Here is a 23,412-nt window from a genome sequence, read left to right as displayed (position 1 = left end):
GCCGCCTACGCGCCGCGCTGACGGCGGAAAGCCCACCAGGCGGCCAAGAGACTGAAACCGGCCACCAGCAGCACCAGCACCCAAAAGCCGTGCGGATGATTGGCCAGCGGCACGCCGCCCACGTTCATGCCGAAGAAACCGGCGACGATATTGATGGGCAGCGCCAGCACCGTCACCAGGGTGAGTGTGAACAGGGTGCGGTTGCTCTGCTCGTTCAGGCGCGCCGCCAGTTCTTCCTGCAAAAGCTTGATCCGTTCCACCAAGGCGGCCAGATCGTTCAGCGTCAGCGCAAATTCCTCGGAAGACTGACGCAGCGCCTGCGCGTCGGCCGCGTCCAGCCAGGCCGGCGGCCGGTTCAGCAGGCGGAACAGCGCGCTGGGCTCGGGCGCCAGCAGGCGCTGCAAGCGCACCAGGGAACGCCGCATCGCCGCCAGCTGCGCGCGCTGATCGTCCAGCCTTTGCGCCAGCAGCCTGTCTTCCAGCACATCCACCTGCGCGCCGCTGGCGCGCACAATGCCGGCCAGCGCGTCCGCCTGGTTCTGCAGCAAATGCACCAGCAAGGCCGCCGGCGAGCGGAAGGCCGCGCCGGCGCGCACCGCCGCGCGCAGCCGGTCCACCGAGTGCAGCGGCTTGACGCGCGCGGTGATCAGCACCCGCGGCTGAGCATGCGCCCACAGGGTGGCGATGTCCGACGAGGCCAGGCCAAAGCTGAAAGCCACGTCGTTGATTACCGCCAGCAAGGCCTGATCCAGCAATTCGATGCGGGTGGAGTTGGAGCCGCCGCGCAAGGCTTCGAAAAAGTCCTCCTGCAAGGGCAAAGCCGCGCGCAGCCAGCGTTCGCTGGCGGCATTGGCCAGATTGAAATGCAGCCATAGAAAGGCGTCGCCGTCCGGCGGCGCGCGCAGCCAGGCTTGCGCCTGAGCGGAATCGATCTCTTCGCCGGCGCAATCCGGATGAAAGCGAAAGCCGCAGATCAGCCCGGCCTGGTCCGAGCCGTATTGCTGCTGGGTAATGACATGGTTCATGGCGCGCGGCCGACATGGTGGAATACAGCTCAGCTTAGGCGCGGCGGATGACGAAATGGTGACGATGAGATGAAGGGGAGGGGGCTGAAATTTTGGGGGGCGCTTTGAGTGCAGCGTTTAGTAGTTGAAGTACATCACGCCGAATGCGCCGGGGTCGCCTGGCTTGCGCTTGGTCCGTTTGGGAAGGTCGATGTTGTCGGGGTCCGGCAGTTCCAAGGCTTTAAAGACTTGCGTGGCGGCGCGGACGTAGATCATGAATTTTTTTCCATACACAAATGCGTATGTACCCAACATTGCATACATAGTTAGAACAACATATAAGTAGTTGCTGTCGTTAAGTGTGGAGAGAATATGTTTTTGGTTGATTAAATCTACCATTGAAAAAATGAGCGGAACAAGCACTCCAACCAAAAAGGTTATGGATATGAATGCCAACTTTGAAACAGCATGGATATGTGCCTTTCTTCCTCTGGAGCAATGAGGGTAAAGCGCAATAACTCTATCCTTCGGCCGCGCTATCGCGATGATTTCAAAAAAACCGTCTCGTTGCGTCCCAATCAGTTCGACCTCATCGCCATCTTGAAACGGGCTAAACCAGACCCAGCCTTTTGCCAACTGGCCATCGACTTTCATTTCAACGTAGTCAGCCTCTTCGCGTAAATTTGCTGCATCTCTAGCCGTGCTTGCAGCCATGCCAGCTGCGCCAGCCAGGGCTCCTGCTATGGCGGCTAAGCCCATGATGCTGCGATCATGGTCGGTAAAAAAGAAATTGGCCAGTTCTCTGGTTTTTGTGTAGTGCGATATTTTTCCACTGATTTTGCTTAGCTCCATCGTTGATGGGGTGGGCGCTAAGCTGCTAGGTGGTGATATCGCCATGTCGGGAAGCTCAATAGTTGAAATACATCACGCCAAATGCACCTGGATCGCCAGGCCTGCGTTTTGTGCGTTTGGGTAGGTCGATATTGTCGGGGTCTGGCAACCCTAATGCTTTAAAGACCTGTGTAGCCGCGTGCACATACATCATAAATTTTCTTCCAGTGACGAGCGAGTAGGTTCCAAATAGTAAGTACGCAAATATGGATGCGTAAAAATATTCTACGCCTAAAAAGCCAAGTATTTTTTCTTTCCCCCGGATAACTTCAAATATAGTCAGCAATGCTGGAGTAAATATGGCCACCAAAAATGTTGTTGCTATGAGCCACCATTTTATGATGGTAGTGATGTGGGCATTTTTGCCTCGGGAACAGTGAGGATATAGGGCGATGGTGCGATCTTGAGGTCTCGCAATGGCAATGATTTCAAAGTAATCCCCTTGAAATGTGCCGATTAGTTCTACTTCATCTCCATTTTTAAATGGGCTAAACCATACCCAGCCTTTGGCGGGCAGTCCATTAATTTCCATCTCAATATAGTCGGCTTGCTCGCGTAAGTTGCTTGCATCCCTAGCGGTGTTAGCTGCCATGCCGGCAGCGCCCGCCAGAGCCCCTGCAATAGCTGACAGGCCCATGATATTGCGGTCGCGGTCAGTAAAAAAGAAGTTGGCCATTTCTCGTGTTTTTTTGTAACGGGAAATTTTGCCGTTAATTTTGCTTAGCTGCATGGTTGGCGTAAGAGCAACTAAGTCGTTTATTACAGACATGGCTATGCTTGGGCCAGGGTCAGTAGTTGAAATACATCACACCGAACACCCCTGGGTCGCCTGGTTTGCGTTTTGTAAATTTAGGTAGATTGACTTCATCGGGATTTTGCAAATCTAATGTTATGAAAACTTGAGTTGCCGCATGAACGAACATCATAAACTTCTTTCCGTTTACAAATGAAAAGGCCCCAGAGAGTATGTACATGCCTGCACAAATATAAAGATAGTTGATGTCCAAGAAAAAATACGACTCCTTTTCGCCTGAAATTAAATAAAATAGCATAATTAACAAGGGAAAGATAAGAAACATATAAATGGTCATGGAGCCAAGCCACCATTTTATAATATTCTTGATGTGAGCTTTTTTGCCGCGAGAGCAATGAGGGTAGAGAGAAATGACCCTGTCTTTTGGCCGGGCGATAGCGATGATTTCAAAATGGTCATCTTGCTGAGTTCCAATAAGCTCAACTTCATCGCCTGCTTGAAAGGGACTAAACCATACCCAGCCTTTCGCTAGTTGGCCATCGACCTTCATCTCCACATAGTCGGCCTCTTCGCGTAGGTTTGCCGCATCTCTTGCCGTGCTTGCGGCCATGCCGGCTGCACCTGCCAGTGCACCGGCTATGGCGGCTAAGCCCATGATGCTGCGATCATGGTCGGTAAAAAAGAAATTGGCAAGTTCTCTGGTTTTTTTGTAGTGCGATATTTTTCCGCTGATTTTGCTTAGTGTGATGCTGGGTGTGATAGGAGCTAAGCTGCTTGAGCGAGATATGACCATGGTAGAGTAGGGCCTAGTAATTGAAGTACATCACACCGAATGCTCCGGGGTCACCTGGCTTGCGTTTAGTTCTCTTGGGCAGGTCAATGTTGTCGGGGTCCGACAGTCCCATGGTTTTAAAGACATGTGTTGCTGCGTGAACATACATCATGAATCTTTTTCCCATTGATAGCGAATATGCCCCTAGAATTCCGTATATTGCAAGGGCTGCATATATGTATCCAGCCTCCATAAACAAGTAGGGGGCTTTGCTGCCGCTAATGAAGTCAAAAATTATTGCAACGAGTGGAATTAATAATCCCACTGAGAAAGAGGATGAGATTAGCCACCATTTGATAACCGTACGTATATGAGCTTTTTTTCCTCTGGAGCAATGTGGATATAACGCAATAACATGGTCTTTAGCTCGTGCAATTGCAATTATCTCGAAGTGGCTTTCTTTTTTTATTCCAATTAACTCTACTCGATCTCCATCTTTAAACGGGCTAAACCATACCCAGCCTTTGGCGGGTAGCCCATTAATTTTCATCTCAATATAGTCGGCTTGCTCGCGTAAGTTGCTTGCATCCCTAGCGGTGCTAGCGGCCATGCCGGCAGCGCCAGCCAGGGCTCCTGCAATAGCTGACAGGCCCATGATGTTGCGGTCGCGGTCAGTAAAAAAGAAGTTGGCCATTTCTCTCGATTTTTTGTAATAAGAGATAGTTCCAGATATTTTTTCAAGCTTGAGGGGGGCTGTTATTGTTTCCAAATTATCTGTGTGCATAGCATTAACCCTAGGGTTGCTCGGAGTTTTTGGGCTTCTCAAATATTTTCTTTAGTGACTGGCTTAGCTCCAGTGCTGTAGTTGGAGCTTTGGAGTTTTTGTGGTCTTTGCCAAATGGGGTTTGGCTGATCCAAATTTGCAAGTCATCATCTTCTAGCACCCAAATAAGGCCTTGTATTGCAAAAATTGTTAAAGAAATCCAGCTGCCGGCAGTCATGAATATTATTCTGGTAGCTAATACGGCTGTTGCCCGAGCCCCTAATGCCGCAGCAGTGTCAGCTATAACTACATTGCTACTAACTCGCATAATGAGTGGGGCTGCATATGTGAAGGTCGATAAACCCGAAACTCCAAGAGCCACCGCTCCCGCAGCAAATTTGATACGGTAGAGGTTTAGTATGAGTGTTTGACCTTTTTCTCGGGCGGCATCGATGGCCAAGTTGTCTTGGTATACGCCAATGGCATTTGATGCGGCCATCAACAAACCGCCCACCAATTTCAGACGCTGTATGCTGCGGGCTTGCTCCCCAGCCTGCATAACCTGACTCAAAGGCAGGCTTATTACATCAATGGCTTGTGCGGTCAGCGCCATTGCGGAGGCAGCCAGGCTGGCGTAGACCGCGCTGTCCTTCTCATTTTGCAGCAGCAAACGTCCCAAGTAGACACTTTCTATCATCATTACCAGCAGTGTCAGGCGGGCGTCCTTGACTACGGAGAGATGACCTTCAGGTTTCTCTACGCGCAATTTGTCATAGGCTTGTTGTAGCTTTGCCCCTTGCCCTTTACGGTATTCGGCCTCATAGATGATTGCTTGTTTCAAGCGCCAGCGCTTTGCTTTTTTTGCATTCATGTCACCGCTGCGGCGGTGTTGCTCTGCTTTGCGCTTGATTGAATCTGCAAACTCTGCAGCTACCAAGGCCTTGATGTCGGCGGTGCTAACCAGCGCGCGGCAAGCCAGCACCATTTGCAGCAATTTTTCGCCTAGGCGGATTTCCAACTTGTCCAACTTCAGGGCGGCACCGGCGCGGCCGGCGGCCGGAGCGAAGGCCTTGATGATGGCGTTGCCGGCGGTAACGATCACATGGTCTATCTGCCCGGTGCGCGCGGTTTTGAGGCTGACGCCGAAGACGGTGTCGCCCTGCGGGCTGGCTGCGGCGATGTTGGCTTTGTACAAGGCGGCGTTTTCTTTGTACATGTCCAGCAGCTTCTGGAAATAGTTCTTGGTGGTTTCTATGGTGCGCACCGCCGCGTCGCTATACGGCGTGTTCTGGTTCTGCTTGGCGTCCTTCAATGCGACTTTGAGTTCGGTTTCTATTTTCTTCTGATTGAGCGCCAGCGCGCGGTAAAGCACATTGTTGCGCGCTATCGCCACGTCCTTGGCCCAGGCGTCTAGCTTGGCCTGGCCGCTGACGGTGACGTTGATGCCGCTGATGGCGTGGCCGATGACGGCTTCGAACTCGATGCCGTCCTTGGGATCGGCGTCGTGGTAGTCCTCCAAGGTGTCCAGGAACAAAGGCGCTTGCAGCCAGCGCAGCAGGGCGCCCACGGTTTTGTTCTGGCGCGCGCCGATGGCGGCGTCCAGCTCGTTTTGGAATTTCTGGAAGTTGGACAGGCGGTCCGGGTCGATTTTCTTGCGGTATTTGGGCCAACTGCGGTCGCCGGCCTGTTCGATGTTGTTGTCGTAGTTTTCGCCGCGTTTGGCGCGGAAGGCGGCCACCTTGGCCTTGAGCGCGGCGATCTGCTGGCCGCGTTGCGGTTCCGGGACGCGGCGCAGGTCGATGGCGTCCAGCTCATTGGGCGCGATAGAGGCCGGGATTTGCCAGCCGGCCCATTGGTCCAGCAGGTCGCACACTTCCAGGCGCTGGCGTTTCAGCACCGGGTCTTGCAGCTTGGCGATGGCGGCGCGGCGTTGGGCCATGACGGCCGGGTTGTACCAGGTGGCGGTATCGCGCCGCATCATGTCGTCCTGGAACTTCTCCTGTCCTTCCTGGGCCTGGGCGCTCAGCGATTTCCGGATGTTTTCCAATGCCTGGATCGCGTGCAATTGGAAGCTGCGCTCCTCGGCGAACAGCAGCGCCAGGCCGGCGCTGTCGTTGACGTATCCGTTAAGCTCCTGGGCGGTGCCGATGGCGTCCCACAGCGCCAGGATGTGCGGGGTGTTGTTGCCGCCGCTTTTCTTGGCGCGCGCCTGCATGAATTGCAGGCTTTCCTCGGCCTTGCCGCGGCGCGCGTGGATGGGGTAGCGCGCGTAGTTTTTGTCCACCCGGGCCTTATCGTAGCTGCCGTCCTCCTTGCTGAAGGCGTCGGTCTTGGGGTCGTAGGCCAGCTGGGCGGGCTGGTAGCCGGGATGGTATTCCATCACCGCTTCGATCGCGGCCTTGCTGGCGGTGGTGCCGTGGGCGTTGGAGCTGCCGGCGGCCATGGCCTTGGGGTCTATGGCCTGCATGCGGGCGGCGCGCAGCTTGGCGTCCTGAGCATAGCGCCGCAGTGTCAGGTCGCCCCATTTGTATTCGCTGAAGGCGATCCAGGCCGGGCCGCATTTTTCCGGCTGTTCGATGATCAGGTGGTGCAACCGGCTATTGCTGTGGCCGGCGGTGTTGCAAACCACGCTTTTCCCAGCCGCTTGCGCGGCCTTGGGCGAGGGCTGTTTCAGCAGGACGCCGTCTTCGGTGACGCTATAGCACTCCCATAGATTGGAGCCGCGTGCGTGCTTGGCATAAAACAGGTAGACGAAGCCGGCGCGCAGGGTGCGCAGCGCGTAATGGAAGTCCGCGTCCAGCGCGATGTCTTTGACTTTATCGGCACAGGCCCAGGCGGGCAGGGCGGCTTTCACCGTTTTGGGCACCGGCGCGTAGCGTACCGGCATGATGGGCAGGCCGCTGGCCTGACAGGCTTTACACAGTTGGCTCATGATTTGCTGTGGTCCGGGTGTATGAGGTGCGTCATGTCGGCTGCGCTCAGGCGCTGGCGGCGATGGCCGCCCAGTCCGCTTCGCTGAGCGAATCCGTCAGCCCGCTGTAAAAGTCGTCGGCCTCGCGCCCCGCCAGCAGCGCTTGCACGCGGGGGTGCAGATAGAAACGGGGGTGTACGGTGACGGCGTGCAGGGCGAAGCGGGACAAGTCTTCCTCGTCGTCAAAGCCCAGCGCGCCGGCATGGCGCAAGGCGGCGAAGGCGTGCAGGCGCGCGGTTTCCAGCGTGCCCGCGTCGCATTCCGGCGCGTGCTCGCGCCACGCCAGCAGCGCGCGGTTGAGCGGGCCGATGCGGGCGATGTCTTCCCACAAGCCGGGCTCCCAGCGCGAGAGCGGCCGCGCCGCGCCTGTCGCGGGCGGCGCCGGCTCCAGACAGGTGAGTTCGCCGGCCGGGTCCAATAGCCACCAGCGGCTGACCGAGCCCAACAGGCCGCGCTGCTGCGCGGTGTTCAACAGCGGCCACAGCGCCCAGCTCACCGCCGGGTCGTGCAGGCGCAGCAGATGGGTCTCGCCATTGGGACTGCGGCGTATCATCTGGCGGCCAATATGGGCGGCGGCCAGTTTGGCGGAGCCGGTGATTTCCAGCCAGCCGGCCACGCGCCGGCCTTGCCCCAGCGCTAGCGCGTCCGGCTCGGCTTCCGCCAGCGCCTGAGCGATGCTGTCGGCCAGCGCTGGCGCGCCGGCGTTCAGCGGCAGCCAGGCCGGCTGGCGCGCCGGGTCCAGTTGCGGATGTTTCAGCGGCAGCAGCAGGCCTTGCTGCCGGGCTTGTTCGTTCAGTTCGGCTTCGGCGCCCGCCAGCGGGCGGCTGGGCGCGTCCAGGGCCAGCAGCAGTTGCGCGCCGGCCTGTTGGCGGGCTTGCAGCTGTTGCAGAATGGCGGCGTGTTTAGCGGATGCTTGCATGGCTCAGCCCAGGCGCACGGTGGCGGATTGGGTTGCGGCGGCGCTGTTCAGCGCTTGCTCGCAGCCTTTGTTGAATTTGGGCAAAGGCGCGTTCAGGCTGGTGGGGCCGTTGAGGTTATGGCTGGCGCCTTTCACCGTCACGGTGCCGGGGCAGTGCACTTCGATGTCGCCGCCCTTGAGCCGGATGTAGCCGCCGCCGGCGGTGACCAGGATTTCCTCCTTGGCGGTGATGACGATGCGCTCCTTACAGGAGGTGATGGTGACGTCCTTGTCCGCGGTCACTTCGATAGTGTCGCTCTGCGCCTGCATCTGAATTTTGCCCTTGGCGGCGATCAGCTTCAGCGCGATCTTGTCTTGCAGGCCGGTGACGAACAGGCTGATCTTGTCGCCGACGTTGTGAATCCAGCGTCGGCCCGAGGTTTGGTTGGTGTCGCGCTGCGCCACCAGGTCCAGATTGGTTTCCGCGGCCAGAGTCTGGCTTTGCTGGCTCAGGCTGGCGATGCCGGCCGGCGCGGACAGGATGAGCAAGGGCTGGCGGCCGGAGATGTCCTGGCCGGTTTTGCCTTCTTTGTCGGTATTGGTTTCCGCCTCCCAGGCTTTCAGCGCCGCTTGCTGGTGCTGCAGGTGGCCGATCAACTGCTTGCCTTCCCGCTTATTGTCGTCGCCTATGCCTTCCGGCCCGGTTTCCATGGTGTCCGCTTGCTGGCCGCTGGCGGTGTCGCCCAGGCTTTGGCTTAGGGCCAAGGCCGCGTCCAGCTGGCTTTGCGCCTGTTCGCGCGCCAGTTGTTTGCCGGACGCGCCGTTCTGCGCTTCGGTGCTCAGCAGCAGGCCGTGGCCGGCGCGGATGGCGCCGTGGCTGTCGGTGCGCAGTTCGAAGCCGTCGCCGCGCGGCTCGGCCTTGCCGTTGCTGCGCGGCTGGGTGAGGAAGCCTTGGTTGAGCTGGGTTTTGCCCGGTTCGCTCGACAGTTTGGCGCGCACTTCGCCCGGGGTGTCGTCGAACAGCAGTTCGTTGTACTGGCCGCCCTGGTGTTCCTTGGATTTGATGCCGGACAGGGTTTTGTTGGCCGGCAAGGCGCCCGCGCCGCTGAAATCCGGCGGGGGGTGGCTGCCGTTGTAGAGCACGCCGGTGATCACCGGGCGGTCGATATCGCCTTCGATGAAGTCGACCAGCACTTCCTGGCCGATGCGCGGGATGAATTGGTGGCCCCAGCCGGCGCCGGCGCTGGGCATCACCACCCGCAGCCAGCAGGAGGATTTGTCGTCGAGGTTAGCGCCTATGCTCGGGTGTTCTTCCGGCCGCTGCCAGTGGAATTGCACCTTGATGCGGCCGTGCTGGTCGGTGTGGACTTCTTCGCCCTGGGGGCCGACCACGGTGGCGGTCTGTACGCCGCGAGACTTGGGTTTGGCCCGTTCGGTATGAGCGTAGGCCGGGGTCAGCGGCACGCCGCGGCGTTGGGCGTCGAAGTCGGCGCGGAAGGGTTGCGCGTCCTCCGCTTTTGCCAGCGCTTTGAGGTCGGCCGGCAGGTTGTTGCGCGCGCTTAAAGCTTGGCGGGTGACGACGAATTCGCGCTGTTCGCTGCTGTCGCCCTCGTGGGCCGGGTGGTCGTCCAGGCGAAACCACTGGCCGGCGGCCAGGCCGCGCACCGAACCGCCACCGCTGAATTGTTTGGCCTGGAGATCATGCGCTTGCTGGCGCAGCTGGGCGTAGTGGCTGAGCTGGTCGGCGTCGCCGGCGTAGTACAGCGATTGCGGGTCGTAGTCGTGCAAGGAGGATTGCAGCGCCTTGCCGTTCTGCCCCTGATCGATGCGGCTGTCGTCGCCGCTGTGCTGGGTCTGCACCGGCTGGTAGTCGAAGCTGGCCAGCGCCACCGCGCCGGGAACGATCTGGCGCTGGGCGTTCCACTCGGTCAGGCCGTCTTCGGCCTCGGTGGCGTCGCTGCGGTGGAAACGCACCCGCTCGACGCCGGCCGGCGGCAGGCTGTAGGGGTCGTCGAAGGCGACCAAGCGCACTTGTGGCGTGTCGCCGTCCAAATGGTCGAAACGCCAGGCATAGCCCTCTTCATGCAGCAGGCGCACGATGAAGTCGTAATCGGATTCGCGGTATTGCAGACAGTAGCTGCGCGGCGACGCCGGGCCGGTCTTGAAGTCCACGCAACAGCTTCCAGGCGGAGCTGGGCCTGGTGAGCGCCAAGCTGGACCAACTGAATGCCGTGGTGGGCCTGTACAAGGCGCTGGGTGGCGGCTGGGAAGCCCCGGCCAAGTCCTGATCCGCAACGTGCAAAGACAAACCCCGCCTTGGCGGGGTTTTTTCATGCTTGGCCTGGGCGCGGGCCGGCGGTCTTGAGTGAATTAAAAACAACATTGGCATATCTGTCAGTGGTGATGTCCGGACCCGCTGCTTACCATGCGCTGCGTTTCGACGTCCCACCCCGCGCGAGGAGCCATGGGCACCATCACTCACTCAGACACCCTATATCCGCACTTGTTGACCATGGCCGGGCGCGAGCGCCTGGTGGATGAAGCCTATCAAGTGCACGACGCCGTTTTCAGCGGCATGGACCGGGCGGCCTTCCGCAAGATGGTGTTGCCGGAGTCCGAGCACAGCAGCATCCTGCTGCATCGCGGCGAACACGGTCAGGCGGTGGGCTATTGCGCCGTCCACCTGTTCCAGCGCCGCGCGGCGGGGCGCGAAGTCAAGGTTTTGCGCGGGCAGGCCGGGCTGCTCAAAGACTACCGCGGCCGCAACAGCAATATGCCTTTCCTGGCCGGCTGCATGTTGCGCTACTGGCTGCGCAGCCCGTGGCGGCCCATGTATTTCCTGGGCGCGATGATCCATCCGTCCAGCTTCATCCAGATGCACAAGTACGCCGCCGGCATGTGGCCCAGCCCGGAGCGGGGCATGGAGCAGCCGCTGGCGCGGCTGGCGGCGGAGTTGTGCGGCAGTTTCGGCATGGCGGTGCCCGCGGCGGAGCGCCCCTTTGTGGTGAAGCTGGGCATTTTGACCCGGGACAGCCAGACCGACCGGCAATTCTGGCTGCAGCACCCGCGCCCGGCGGCGCGCTATTTTGTCGAGCACAACCCGGACTACCATGAGGGCCACGGCTTGCTGGCCATGGCCGAGCTGTCGCCGACGGCCATTCTGAACGGCGTGTGGCGTTATCTGCGAGACAGGCGCGCGGCCGCGGAGCGGTCGAGGTTCTAGGCCGGCTTGCTTTTGCCACCGCCGGCATTGAGCGCGACGGCGGCCAGAATCAGCGCCTTGAACGCCTCCGCGTCCACGTCCTCGCCCTCGCGGATATCGATCGCCCGCCTGGCCTTGCCGTCCAGGCTGGCGTTGAACAGTTGGGCCGGGTCCGGCAGCGCCGGGCCTTTGATGAAGGTCAGTTTGACGACGGAAGTGTAAGACTCGCCGGTGCAGAGGATGCCCCGCAAGGACCAGACCGGGGTGCCCATCCATTTCCATTCTTCGATCACGTCCGGGGCGGCTTCCCGGATCAGCCGCCGCATCCGCGCCAAGGCCGCGCCGCGCCAGTCGCCGAGTTCGGCGATTCTGCGGTCTATCAGGACGGAGGCCGGCGCGCGCTCGGCCGCGGAAGAGGGCTTCATGCCGGGCTCAGATCCGGACGCCGACAATCACGTGGGAGGCTTTGAAGAAGGCGACGATGGCTTTGCCGACGGCCAGGCCAAGGTCGTCCGCGCTCTCCTGGGTGACGATGGCCACCAGGGCGTCGCCGCCGTTGAGACGGATTTCGACCTCGGCGTTGACCGCGCCCGGACGCAGCGCGGACACCCGGCCTTCCAGGCGGTTGCGGGTGGAGAGCTTGATGCCGGCTTCGGGATTGGCCAGGATCACCCAGGGGGCCTTGATGATGGCCAGCGCGTCGCAGCCCACGGTCAGGCCCAGGTTGGCGGTGCTGCGCTGGGTGATGACGGCGGTGATCACCTCGCCGCCCGGCAGGGTGAGGTCGATCTCGTCGTTGACCGCTCCAGGATGGATGGCGGTGACTTTGCCGGCGAACTGATTACGGGCGCTGGTGAGCATCGGATGTCCTTGATGTCGGATGGGTGGGGGCGTCATTGGCGATGTGCGGACAGTATATGCGGAAGCGGGCGGCGCGTTGGCAGCTATTTCGGCCTAAGGTTCGTCCAAGGTCTCGCCTGGGGCCGCGAGACCGAGAACAGCCGCGGCTCGGCGTCTATCGCCGGCCAGCGGCGTCCGCGAGCGCGAACTCAAGCGCGGCTTCGACATGAATCCGGGTGGTGTCGAACACCGGCACCGGCACGTCGGCCGGACTCAACAGCAGTGGCAGTTCGGTGCAGCCGAAGACGATGCCTTCGGCTCCGCGTGCTATCAACTGTTGGATCGCCTCCAGATAAGCGCTCTTGGTGGCCGGTGACGCCAGGCCGCGGCCCAGTTCGTCGCGCAGCGTGCGCTGAATGAAATCGCGGGTGTGCTGCGCCTCCGGGATCAAGGTCTCGATGCCGTGTTGCCGCATCTTGTCCCGGAAAAACGGCAGCTCCATGGTGAATTGAGTGCCGAGTAGTCCCACGGTCCGCAGCCGCTGCTTGGCGACTTCCCGCGCCGTGGCGGCGGCGATATGGAGGATGGGGAGGCCCGCGGCCGTTTCCAGGCGCTCGGCCACGACATGCGCGGTATTGGCGCACAGCACGATGGCCTCGGCCCCGGCGGCTTTTAAATGCAGGCAGCCTTTGAGCAGCAGCGCATAGGTGTGCTCCCAGTCGTCCCAGCCGCGCTGCTGGATATCGTTGAAATTCAGCGAGTAGACGACGCACTCGGCAAAATTGAGGCCGCCCAGGGCCGTGTTGACGCCTTCGTTCAGATAGCGATAGTAATCCAGCGTCGATACCCAACTGATGCCGCCCAGCAGGCCGAGGGTTCTCATGGCGTTCCTTAAGCTGTTTATAAAAGATACGGAGCGAGGGAGGGATCAAGTTACTGCGGCGAGCGCGCGGGCCTCGGGTTTTTCCAGCCAGTCCAGCAGCAAGGGCCACACCTCCTTGCTGGCGGAGGAGGAGTGCATCACCCTGGCATGGTTGTAGCCCGCGCTGAACCCGGCCGCGACCGAGCAGAATAGCGCCTGGTTCTCTTGCCCTTTAAAGGCCGCCAGAAACTGCCGGCAGGCGGAGGGCGGGGCAATGAGAGAGTCGTTTTCGGCAAAGACCGCGAGGATGGGCGCTGAGATTTGCGGTAAACGCCGCAGATAATCAAAGCCGTCTGCGCCATTGAAGCGTTTGTGGATGTTCCAGTCAAACCATTGACGCATCATGTGCCAGGACTCGTCCTGAACGCCGATTCCCAGCCTTTTCCCGGGCAGCCTGCCCGCCAGGCGGCAGGCTTCCCTCATGCCGATAAGGCGCAGCCGTCGCCAGGGCGTCTGGGCGGCATAGCCCGCTTGGCAGGCGAAGAGCGCTATTTTCCCGATGGCTTGGTTGAAATGAGGATGGCGCAACAAGCACATCGCCAGCGCCAGCCCCCCTCCGCTGTGGGTCACGCAGTGGAGGCGGGTGATCCCTTCCTCTTCCAGCAGGTAGCGCAGCGCCGCGGCCACGTCAAACAGCGCGACGGTCTCAAAATTGAAAGGAGGCGGGTCCCGCTGGCTGTCTCCGTGGCCGCGCCATTCAAGAATCCAGCAAGTGAATCCCCGCTCCGCCAGATGTCTCGCCAGGCCCAGACAGATGCGCCTATCCGAAAAAGTGCCGTGCGTCATGAACAGATGACGCGGCTGGGAGGCGGGGCTGGAGATCTTCCACAGCGCCAGGGAGACCTGATCTTGGCTGAGCAGCCGGATGAGCACCTCGTTTGTCATCGCTGGATGTCCCGGTTCCGACGAGCCGCCGCGGCAGGCGCTCGCGGCGTGATCTTTTCAAAGGAAATGGCGCTCGGCGCTTCCTCCCCTTGCCGCAAGCCCGTTCCGAGGGTGCGGCAAAAGGGCGGAAGCCGGCGCGCCCGGCCTTAATCGACGATGAACAGCTTGGCGCCGGTTTCGGTATGGGACAGATGCGGTTCCGCGTCGTCGGCCACCTGGTAACTGAGGCCGGGCGTCAAGGTGAAGCTGCGGCCGTCCGCCAGCGTGGTGTGCAGCACCCCTTCCAGACACAGCAGAATGTGGCCTTTGACGCACCAGTGATCCGCGCGGTAGCCCGGCGTGTATTCCACCATGCGGACGCGGATGTCCCCGAAGCGCTGGGTGCGCCAATAGGCGCAGCCGGTTTCGCCGGCATGCTGGGTGGGCTCCAGCGCGGACCAATCGCTGATACCGAATGGAAGATCGGATATTTTCATGGCGGCTCCTCTTGGGTAGGGGGTCTAAGCGCCTGGCCATTGTCGCCGATGTCCCCGGGCCGCGATAGCGGTCTTAGAGCCTGTTTAAAGTTTTGCGTGCGCCAGCGCCTCCAGCCGATCCAGCAGCGCGCCGGTTTCTTCGCGCAGGCCGGCCGCCACCGCTTGCTCGATTTCCGTACACAGCTCCGCCACCGGCGCCAAGCCGGCCATGGCGAAAGCCCCCTTGGTGGCGTGCAACTGCTGCGTCAGCGGGGCGGTGTCCATCTGTTCCAAAGCTTGCCTCATCAGCCGCAGGGAATGATCCAGCGCGTCCAGCAGTTCGGCGCGCCGGGCGGCGGACAAGGGCGCGGGCGGTCTGGCGGCCGGGCGGTCTTCGGCGGGGCGCAAGGCCAGGCGTTTGCGGATCACGCGGTCCAGCTCTTCCAGGGTAAAGGGCTTGAGCATGAGCTCGTCGATGCCGGCCTGAGCGCAGAGCGGCTGTTCCGTGCTGCCGGCCTGCGCGGTGATGGCGACGATGGGGGCGGCGAAGCCACTGTCGCGTAGCGCCCGGGCCAGGCTGTAACCGCTGATGTCAGGCATGCTCAGATCGGTCAGCACCAGGGCGTAGGCCTGACGGGCGGCCAGCGCCAGCGCGGTGGCGCCGTTGGCGGCGGTGTCCGCCTGATGGCCCAGCTCGCGGAGCTGGTCCTGGATGAGCGCCCGGATCGCCGGGTGGTCGTCCACCACCAGGATGCGGGCCGCCGGCGCGGCCGGGCCGGTCGCGACGGCGGGCGGCTCGGCAGCCGGCGCGGCGGCGCAGGGCGGCAAGGGCAGGGTCACGACAAAGGTGCTGCCCACCCCGGGAGTGGAGGTGAATTCAATCGTGCCCGTCAGCAATTCCGCCAGTTTCTTGCAGAGCGACAGGCCCAGGCCGGTGCCGCCGAAGCGGCGGGTGATGGAGGCGTCCGCCTGGGAAAACTCGGTGAACACCTGGTCGTGGTACTCGGCGGGGATGCCCACGCCGCTGTCCGTCACGCCGATGCGCACCGGCGAATCCGCGCGGTCGTCATCCTGCGGATAGACCTCCAGCAATACCTCGCCGCTGAGCGTGAACTTGATCGCGTTGCCCAGCAGATTCAGCATGATCTGCCGGACGCGGCCGGGATCGCCCAGATAAGCCGGCGCCAATTGCGCGTCTATCATGCAGGAGAATTCCAGGCCCTTGGCGCGGGCCAGCGGCTCCATGCTGGCCGCCGCTTCGCGGCCGAGCGCGGCCAGATCGAAGGGAATCCGCTCCACGCTCATCAGCCCGGACTCCACCTTGGACAAGTCCAGAATGTCGTTGATGATGGCCAGCAAGGCCTGGGATGAATGATTGGCTACCGCCAGGCGCTGTTGTTGCGGCGCGGCCAGTTGGGCGCGGCCGAGCAAATCCAGGCTGCTGACGATGGCGTGCAGCGGGGTGCGGATTTCATGGCTGACCATGGCCACAAAGGAAGATTTCGCCTGGCTGGCCGCCTCCGCCGTTTGGCGCGCGCTTTCCAGCTGGCGCTCCAGCGCCTTGCGCGGGGTAATGTCCACCACATTGCACAGCAGAACCCGGATGCCCTGGTAATGCGTGGCCATGGTGGTGCTGTGCAGCTCCATGGCGCTGCCGTCCGCCAGCTCAAACTGGATGTCCCGGTGGCAAGGCGTGGTGCCGAGCGGGGACGCGGTCTGGTGGGTGTCCAGCAACTGCAGGTGCAGGGAGGAGCGGGCAATTGAACCCATCCGCGTCCATTGCCGCATCACCTCGTTTTCCAGCAGCACCGTGCCGTCCGCGATGGACAGCAGCGTCAGGCCCGAGGGTGCGGTGTCCACCATGATGCGGTTCAGGTTCTCGCTTTCAAAAATGCGTTGGGCGTTGGAAAAAGCCGGTTTGAAGATCTTGCGATCCAGCAACAGAATGAAGGTCCATAAGCAAGTCAAGGCAACCAGCAGCGTGCTGAGATCAATGATCAGCGGCAGCCTCAAATCATTCAGCAGGCTATACCATGGGAAGACTTGAATATGAACCCAGCCCGGGGTGGGCAGACGGGCGCGGAGGATGAACAGGCCGTCGCGATACTGGATATCGGATACCGCGTCGTTGATTACGGGCAGGTCCATGGCGCGGAGCCTTGCGATCAGCTTCACGCCTTGCTGCGCTTGCCAGCCAAAGCTGATGTGAAGCGGCCCCATAGGACTGGCGAGCAAGGTGGTTTCATCGCTGATGTCCGGCCGCCAGGTATTCAGCAAGTTATCGATGCGGATATCCCTGACGAACACGGCGACAGGCGCGCCGTCCACCACGGCGGCCTGCGCCAGACGGATGGCGGGCCGGCGGGTCAGCGGCGCGGCGACGGCGGCCAGCCAAGCCGGCTGACGGCCGGCTTGGCCGTTGGCGGCCGTTGGATTGGGCATATTGGTGAAAGTCCTTTGCCAGAGCGTTTCTTTGCTGCCTAGCTGGGCGGGCGCCGCAGAGGAGAAGCTGGGGGAGATAATCGCCAGAAACCGCTGGTCCGGACTATACAAAGAAACGGTTACCGATTTTCTCAACTCGCAATCGCCGCCGCACATCGCGCTGGCGGCATGTTCCGCCAGCGCCAGATAAGGTTCGAAACGGGGGGCCGGGTAGGGGGCGGAGAGCTTGCCCAAGGCCAGCATCGGAGGGTGAGCCCGGGAGGCTTGCAGCCAGGCTTCCCCATTCTGCGCGGTGAATTGGCGCTGCAGCGCCGGGCTGGCTTTGGGCAGCGCCTTCCATGCCGTCTCGGCCTGGCTGACCTGGTGGTGGAGATCGATCGCATGCCCTCTGAGCAGTACCTTCAGCGTCGTATTTTCCGCATCGAACATCCGGTGCCGGTCCGCCAGCATTTCCTTGCCGGCCAGCCAGAGCGTCAGCAAAGTCAAAGCCAGCAGCGCCAGAGAAATGGCGACGCCCCCGCCAAACAAAGTAATGCGCTGGATGCGCCGCAGGCGGCTGAGCGGCTGGCTTTGAGGGGAGGGCTGGCTTGAGTTGCGCATACGGTTTTCGGCGTGGGGCTTGGCTGGGCGGTTGACCATTTTCAGGATATTTGCTTAGCTATAAAAATAGAATGTCTTGAAAACAATTGTTTAAATTTCATGTGAACGACATGGCGACAGCGGAAATAAAAGTCTTCTTAGTGGATGATCATCCCTCGGTGCTCAGCGGCTTGGAGCACGCCTTGCAAGGGCAGCGCTCCATCCGCGTGGCGGGCAAGGCCAATAGCGCCACCGCTCTGTGGGACATGCTGGCCAGCCAGCCTTGCGACGTGCTGGTGTCCGATTACTCCATGCCCGGCTGTGAATCCGGCGACGGCGCGGCCATGTTCGAGCGCTTGCGCCGGCTGTACCCGGAACTGGGCATCGTGGTGCTCACCATGATGGACAACGCCCTGGTGGTGCGCTCGCTGCGCGGCCTGGGCATTCACTGCATCCTGAGCAAATCCGACGCCATCGAGCACCTATTGCCGGCGGTGTACGGCGCCATGGCCAAAACGGCCTACTTCTCCCCGGCGGTGGAGCGTTTGCTGGAGGCCGACCACCTGGCCCAGCCCGCCGACAAGCGCGCCTTGACCGCGCGCGAAGCCGAAGTGGTGCGGCTTTTCGTCGCCGGCCTGACGGTGAACGACATCGCGGCCAAACTCAAGCGCAGCAAGCAAACCATCAGTACCCAGAAAGCCAGCGCCATGCGCAAACTGGGCGCGGAGCGCGACGCGGACCTGCTGCTGCTGTTCAAGCCCTGATACCTTTCTTTTCTCCCGGCGGCCCTTTCTTGGTGCCGCTTCCCCGCCGCGGGTTCCCGCGCATCCTGCGTGTCTGCTAAGGCATAGGCCGGCCAGTATAGTCGTTTTAAGGTGTGATCCCCGCCGCGCGGCGCGCATTTCGTACTGGTCAAATATCCCCCCGCACCGAGCATGGCTAAGCTGCCGGATTGGATTTCGCCTGGGCCTGAAAGACGGCAGACAGGCGAGCATGGCGTTTATATTGAACTGGGTGCTCTGTTGATGGCGGGTGGCGTTTCAAAGTCTGGTGTGCGCATGGGCGCGTTTAAAAGAATCCTGGCCTTGTTGGCCGCCGTTTTGCTGGCGCTGAGCTTATGGGAGCTGGCGCAACGATACTTCATCCTCAGCCCCTCGTATCAAACCGGCAAAACCCCGCAAGATTACGGGGTGACTTACCAGGAAACCTGGTTGCCGGTTGCCAAGACGGAAGGCGGCGGCCTGGTGCATGCATGGTGGTTGCCGGCCGAATCGCCCGCCGCGCCGGCGGTGCTGTTCTTGCACGGCAACGACAGCACGCTGCACACCGATGTCGATTTAATCCTCAGCCTGCGTCGGCTGGGCTTGGCGGTGATGGCGATCGACTACCGCGGCTACGGCGACGGCGCCTGGTATCTGCCCTCGCAGCGTTCGGTCTACACCGATGCCAGGGTGGCCTGGCAGGCCTTCAAGAAGCTGGCGCCGGAGGCGTCCAAGCACCTGGTGTACGGCCACTCGCTGGGCGGGGCCATCGCCATGGATATGGCGGCGGTGTCGCTGGGCGTGGACGGGGTGATTATCGACGGCGGCTTCTTGTCCGTCGCGGACATCGCCAAATCCTATACCGCCTCATGGCTGCCGTTTGACGCGCTGATCCGCCATAACTTCTCCTCCTATTCCAAACTGCCGGCCATTGCCGCGCCGAAACTATTCATCCATTGCTCCGGCGACGAGGTGGTGCCGATGGAGTTGGGCGAACGCCTATATCAGCTCAGTCCTCAGCCTAAAGCCAAGTTATTTATGAAGGGGGGAGATCATGATGCTTGTTATCGGCGTGATAGTGCGGAGTGGTCAATGTTGGTTAAATATATAGCAGGTTTTTGATTTTTAATTTAATTTCTATAAAAATTGTTAATAATAAAGTTGATGTTTTCTTTTAGGGTTGGTGTGTGAATTTTTGTCAAAATTTAAATAATTGATTGATGTGTTTTCGTACTGGTCAGATGGCTTAATAGTTTTCGTGGACTTATTATTGTTTTCCTTTTGACGATGTTGTGGAATTTTTATGAAGATGAATTATTTTCTGTGCGCGGGTTTTATTTCTGCCTCTGGTTTGGCCGTAGCTCAGGGTGGGCTGGCTGGATCTGCGCAATTCGAAGTAAAAGGTCGTATTGTGCCATCTGCATGCGTTGTTAATGTAAATAGCTCAAGTGGTAAGACGTTTGATTATCCTGATATTTTGGCAAAAGATCTGAAAAAGGATGAGCATCATCGCGTGGCACGAAATACAGTGAAGCCTATTGAAATTGTATGTGAAGCCCCTACTGCAGTTTCTTGGAGGTTTGTAGATAATAGAGCTGAATCAGTATCTGTTTCTGGGGCTGAAAACTTCGGGCTTGGTTCAAGTAATGGTCAATTTATTGGTTACCATAAGCTCAATATTTCTAACACGAAAGGTATTTTGAAGAATGACAAGGGTGATGTCGCAAGCTTCGTGACTGCGGAGAGCGCGGATAATAAGTCATGGGTCCAAGCCGCGTCTAAGATTGTGAAGTCAGATGCATATTACACTGTGTATGATGACGTTAAGAAGGCGCCAATTCCTTTTGTGAGCTATGTGGTGAGTTATGGTAATGAGGTAAATATCTCCCCCACATCCAAGTTGGATGTTAAGGATGTGGTTGAGTTTGATGGACTGGTGACGATGGATGTGCACTACATATGATTTTGTAATGATTGAGTAATTTTGGACTGCTCTTAGTGTATGCTGAGGGCAGTTTTCGTTGTTTGTGTTAATTGGTTTGGGGTGTAAAGATGTTGTTGTTAAACCGCTTTTTTATGTTCATTGGAGTGTGGGCTATTTCTTTTTCATTGTCTACGATGGTGATTGCCGCAGGTTTTTTTCCGGAGACATCTGTGGTGCTATTAAGAGAGAGTGAAGGAGGGGGGGCAATGTTGTTGAAAAATACAGAGCAAAAGCCATTGTTATTGTATTCGGTAATTGAAAATTTACCCGAAGATAAGGGCAATATCGTGATGCTGACACCTCCGGTAGCACGTGTCGAAGCGGGTGAACAGCAGCAAGTACGTTTCATGTTGCAACATAAGCAGCCATTACTGACGCAGCGATTGAAGCGAGTGATCTTTGAGGGCATTCCAGAGCAGTTGCAAGAGGGAGATGCAACGGTGGGTATTGCTGTGCGGCAAAATTTACCCTTGGTGATTCATCCCAAAGGCTTGTCGGAAAACCGCGAGCCATGGAAATTATTAAAGTGGTCCTTGAGTGACGGCCAGCTGACCTTGGCTAACGACAGCCCTTATGTGGTGCGGATGGCGCAAGTGGTGAACCTCCAGCCGCAGGGTACTGTGGTGCAGCTGGGGCGCAGCTATGTGCTGCCGGGGCAGACGTTATCGTTCCCGGTTACGGATAGCAAGGCCGAGGTGGTAAGGCTGTACCCGGCGACCATGTATGGCTTCAGCGTGGACAGCTACGACGCGCCTTTGACGGCCAAGGCCGGCTAATTGGCGGTTTGGCAAGAGCTCCCGGCCTATTGCGGGCGTGGGGAGGCGTGGACGGGCACTCAGCTGCCGACGAGGCCTTGGAAACGCCGGCCGCTGGCGGCGGCCTTGCTGCTGGCCTTGGGCGCGACGCCGTCGCTGGCATTGGGCGCCGAAGCGGCCGAAGAGGCGATGTTCGACGCCGATGTTTTGCGCGCGCGCGGTCTGGACCCGGCCTTGGCCGAGTACTTTCGCGGCAAGCCGCGCTTTGCCGAGGGGCGTCAGCCAGTGAGTTTGTCGCTCAATGGCGAGGCGTTGGGCGAGGTGGAGGCGGAGTTCGATGCGCAAGGCCAGTTGTGCTTCAGCCCGGCTTTGTTGGAACAGGCGCGCTTGCAAGGGCCACCGCCGGATGAGGCGGAGGGCGTCTCCGTGGCGCCGGCCTGCTACGACTTTGTCGGCGCTTGGCCGCAAACCCAGGTGCAACTAAACCCCAATCTGAACCGAGTGGCGCTGTTGGTGCCCACCGCGGCCATCCTGCCGCAGCCGCAAGAAGAGATTCAGCTGGAAAGCGGCGGCGTCGGCGGCATGCTGAACTACGACCTCAGCGCGAGCAGCTATCAGGGCTTGGGCAGCGGCAGCCGCAGCTTGTCGCTGGACACCGAGGCCGGCGTCAATATTGGCGACTGGATTGTGCGCAGCCGCCAGTTCTACTACTCCAATAACGGTCAAGGGCAGTTCAGCGATCTGGGCGCTTACGCCCAACGCTCCTTCGTCTCCCAGCGCGCGCGTCTGCAACTGGGTGTGATCAATGTCGACAGCCCGCTATTTGCCGCCGGCCAGTTGCTGGGCGCGCAGTGGACGCCGGAGAGCGGCCTGGAGCAGGGCGGCCCCGGCGCGCGGGTGGAGGGCATCGCCAATAGCGTGGCGCGGGTGGAGGTGCGGCAGGCGGGGGTGTTGATCCATATTGCGCAAGTGCCGGCCGGGCCCTTCTCTTTTGACCATATCCGCCTCAACAACCGCCATGTCGATCTGGAAGTGACGGTGGCGGAGAGCGACGGCGGTGAGCGGCGCTTCACGGTGCCGGCGGCAAGCCTGGGCTTGGATGCGGCTGCGCCGCTGGGTTATTCGCTGGCCATGGGCCGTTTGCGTGATGTTGCCGACGATGGTCTGGAGCCTTTGCTGCTGACCGGTTCCGGCAGTTGGGCGCTGGGACAACGGGCGCAAGGGACGCTGGGCGCGCTCGGCACGCCGCAATACCAGGCCCTGGGCCTGGGGGCGGATATCGGCCTGGGCGCCGACACGACCTTGAGCGCGCGCGGCGTGGCTTCCCTGGCGCGGGAAGAGGGCGTGTTTGGCCATCAATCCAACTGGGCGATGAGCACGCGGATGAGCGAGGCGATGAGCGCCTCCTTATCGGCCTCGTTTCAATCCGAGGGCTACCGCGATCTGGGCGAGGCGACGACGGCTTACGGTCGAGAGCAAGCCGGCCAAGCGCGCAAGCGCCGCACCCGCGCCCAGTATTCCGCCTCCCTGGGCTGGAGCCATCAGCGCGCCGGCAGCTTCCGGCTGTCCTATTCCACCAGCCGCAGCTTTGACGGGCATGTCAGCAGCCGCTGGCTGGGCAGCTGGGGCCGCTCCTTCAAGCGGATGTCGCTGAATCTGAACGTGGAGAACGGCCGCAACTCCTTTGACGGCCGCCGTTATCAAGCCTGGTATCTGAACTTCAGCCTGCCGCTGGAAAAACGCCGCATCAACAGCACGGTGCGCAGCAGCGGCGGCGACACCAGCTTGAATACCTCGGTCAGCGAAACCGTCAACGAGTATTGGGGTTATCAGTTGAGCGCGGAACAGAGCCGCCGCGGCACTGGGGTGAGCGCCAATGTCAACGTGCAGCCGCGTTACGCCAGCGCCCGGCTGGGCATGGGGCAGAACTACGCCGGCCGCCATTTTTCCGCCGGGCTGAGCGGCGGCCTGGCCTTCCACCGCGACGGCGTCACCGCCTCCCCGGCGCAGATCCAGGACAGCTTTGGCGTGTTGTCCACCGGCAAGGTGTCCGGGGTTCGGGTCAACACGCCGGGCGGCGCGGTATGGACCGATGCCGGCGGCCGTGCGGTGATCCCCAGCTTGACGGCTTATGACGTCAGCCGGCTGGAAGTGGATGTGAAAAGCCTGCCGCGCACGGTGGAACTCAAAAACGGCTACAAGGAGCTGAAGGTCAGCCGCGGCGCGGTGCGTCATGTGGAGTTCGACGTGTTCCAGACCCGCCGCGTGTTGTTGGAGGTCAAGGATAGCTTGGGCCAGCCGCTGAGCGCCGGCGGATCGGTGCTGACGGCGGACAACCGTTTCGTCACCACCGTGGTGGAGGGCGGCAAGGTGTTTCTGGACAATGCCGAGCCCGGGCAAGTTCTGACCGTGACCACGCCCAACGGCAACCGCTGCCAGCTGGATTTCGCGCTGCCGGAGACGGTGGACGAGCAGGTGTTTTACGAGCAGTTGAACGCGGTATGCCGGGCGGAAGCGTGAGCGAGGAGCAAGGA

Annotated in this window: 20 protein-coding genes; 6 read left to right on the top strand and 14 right to left on the bottom strand. The window is 60.5% G+C overall.

The genetic code is table 11. From position 1 onward, the window contains the following. Positions 1–5: 5 nt before the first annotated feature. From DB032_RS08935 to DB032_RS08910, 8 genes are all read right to left on the bottom strand, one after another. Positions 6–1,025, bottom strand: a complete 1,020-nt coding sequence (locus DB032_RS08935) for a transporter (RefSeq protein ID WP_107799168.1) — start codon at positions 1,023–1,025, stop codon at positions 6–8. A 117-nt stretch (positions 1,026–1,142) separates the two neighbouring features. After that, positions 1,143–1,901: a putative type VI secretion system effector gene (locus DB032_RS23635; RefSeq protein WP_146176626.1), complete on the bottom strand. Its 759-nt coding sequence runs from the start codon at positions 1,899–1,901 to the stop codon at positions 1,143–1,145. A 10-nt stretch (positions 1,902–1,911) separates the two neighbouring features. Continuing rightward, complete coding sequence (locus tag DB032_RS23630) at positions 1,912–2,664, bottom strand: putative type VI secretion system effector (RefSeq protein WP_146176625.1); 753 nt, start codon at positions 2,662–2,664, stop codon at positions 1,912–1,914. 19 nt (positions 2,665–2,683) lie between these two features. Continuing rightward, a complete protein-coding gene (locus DB032_RS08925; protein WP_146176624.1) occupies positions 2,684–3,442 on the bottom strand; it encodes a putative type VI secretion system effector in 759 nt (252 codons plus the stop codon). 13 nt (positions 3,443–3,455) lie between these two features. Next, entirely contained in the window at positions 3,456–4,205 is a 750-nt protein-coding gene (locus DB032_RS23625) for a putative type VI secretion system effector (protein WP_146176623.1), read from the bottom strand. Positions 4,206–4,215: 10 nt separating this feature from the next. After that, entirely contained in the window at positions 4,216–7,116 is a 2,901-nt protein-coding gene (locus DB032_RS08920; protein ID WP_107799165.1) for a T6SS effector BTH_I2691 family protein, read from the bottom strand. 46 nt (positions 7,117–7,162) lie between these two features. Further along, positions 7,163–8,074 (bottom strand): DUF4123 domain-containing protein, encoded by a 912-nt coding sequence (locus DB032_RS08915; RefSeq protein ID WP_107799164.1) that lies wholly within the window; start codon positions 8,072–8,074, stop codon positions 7,163–7,165. 3 nt (positions 8,075–8,077) lie between these two features. Beyond that, the gene (locus tag DB032_RS08910) at positions 8,078–10,225 is read right to left on the bottom strand and encodes a type VI secretion system Vgr family protein (protein ID WP_107799163.1); all 2,148 of its coding nucleotides are present in this window, start codon (positions 10,223–10,225) and stop codon (positions 8,078–8,080) included. A gap of 292 nt (positions 10,226–10,517) precedes the next feature. On the opposite strand from DB032_RS08910, the gene DB032_RS08905 reads away from it, so the two are divergent. Then, complete coding sequence (locus DB032_RS08905) at positions 10,518–11,276, top strand: hypothetical protein (RefSeq protein ID WP_107799162.1); 759 nt, start codon at positions 10,518–10,520, stop codon at positions 11,274–11,276. Here DB032_RS08905 and DB032_RS08900 read toward each other — a convergent pair. The 6 genes from DB032_RS08900 to DB032_RS08875 form a co-directional block, all read right to left on the bottom strand. After that, positions 11,273–11,680 carry a DUF1801 domain-containing protein gene (locus DB032_RS08900; RefSeq protein WP_107799161.1) on the bottom strand — a complete coding sequence of 136 codons (408 nt, stop codon included), beginning with the start codon at positions 11,678–11,680 and terminating at the stop codon, positions 11,273–11,275. The genes DB032_RS08905 and DB032_RS08900 overlap by 4 nt on opposite strands. Positions 11,681–11,687: 7 nt before the next feature. After that, a complete protein-coding gene (locus tag DB032_RS08895) occupies positions 11,688–12,116 on the bottom strand; it encodes a molybdopterin-binding protein (RefSeq protein WP_107799160.1) in 429 nt (142 codons plus the stop codon). Between the two features lie 154 nt (positions 12,117–12,270). Beyond that, a complete protein-coding gene (locus DB032_RS08890; protein WP_107799159.1) occupies positions 12,271–12,978 on the bottom strand; it encodes an aspartate/glutamate racemase family protein in 708 nt (235 codons plus the stop codon). A 45-nt stretch (positions 12,979–13,023) separates the two neighbouring features. Then, a complete protein-coding gene (locus DB032_RS08885; protein ID WP_107799158.1) occupies positions 13,024–13,902 on the bottom strand; it encodes an alpha/beta fold hydrolase in 879 nt (292 codons plus the stop codon). Between the two features lie 146 nt (positions 13,903–14,048). Continuing rightward, entirely contained in the window at positions 14,049–14,378 is a 330-nt protein-coding gene (locus tag DB032_RS08880; protein ID WP_048411883.1) for a DHCW motif cupin fold protein, read from the bottom strand. 84 nt (positions 14,379–14,462) lie between these two features. After that, positions 14,463–17,399 (bottom strand): hybrid sensor histidine kinase/response regulator, encoded by a 2,937-nt coding sequence (locus DB032_RS08875; RefSeq protein ID WP_158274270.1) that lies wholly within the window; start codon positions 17,397–17,399, stop codon positions 14,463–14,465. 140 nt (positions 17,400–17,539) lie between these two features. Between DB032_RS08875 and DB032_RS08870 the strand changes: the two genes are divergently transcribed. The 5 genes from DB032_RS08870 to DB032_RS08850 all read left to right on the top strand — a co-directional run bounded on the left by DB032_RS08870 (position 17,540) and on the right by DB032_RS08850 (position 23,398). After that, positions 17,540–18,142: a response regulator gene (locus DB032_RS08870; RefSeq protein ID WP_199225856.1), complete on the top strand. Its 603-nt coding sequence runs from the start codon at positions 17,540–17,542 to the stop codon at positions 18,140–18,142. Positions 18,143–18,313: 171 nt separating this feature from the next. Next, entirely contained in the window at positions 18,314–19,261 is a 948-nt protein-coding gene (locus DB032_RS08865; protein ID WP_107799156.1) for an alpha/beta hydrolase, read from the top strand. A 181-nt stretch (positions 19,262–19,442) separates the two neighbouring features. Further along, complete coding sequence (locus DB032_RS08860; protein WP_107799155.1) at positions 19,443–20,102, top strand: DUF1120 domain-containing protein; 660 nt, start codon at positions 19,443–19,445, stop codon at positions 20,100–20,102. An 89-nt stretch (positions 20,103–20,191) separates the two neighbouring features. Continuing rightward, on the top strand, positions 20,192–20,899 hold the full coding sequence (locus tag DB032_RS08855) for a fimbria/pilus chaperone family protein (RefSeq protein ID WP_107799154.1): 708 nt from the start codon (positions 20,192–20,194) through the stop codon (positions 20,897–20,899). Beyond that, positions 20,900–23,398 (top strand): fimbria/pilus outer membrane usher protein, encoded by a 2,499-nt coding sequence (locus tag DB032_RS08850; RefSeq protein ID WP_146176621.1) that lies wholly within the window; start codon positions 20,900–20,902, stop codon positions 23,396–23,398. Positions 23,399–23,412: the final 14 nt, after the last annotated feature.

Origin of the sequence: Chromobacterium sp. Panama, from assembly GCF_003052555.1 — a bacterium.
GTDB lineage: Bacteria > Pseudomonadota > Gammaproteobacteria > Burkholderiales > Chromobacteriaceae > Chromobacterium.
The sequence above is the reverse complement of the archived record's forward strand: the minus strand, read 5'-3'. Positions and strand labels throughout refer to the sequence as shown.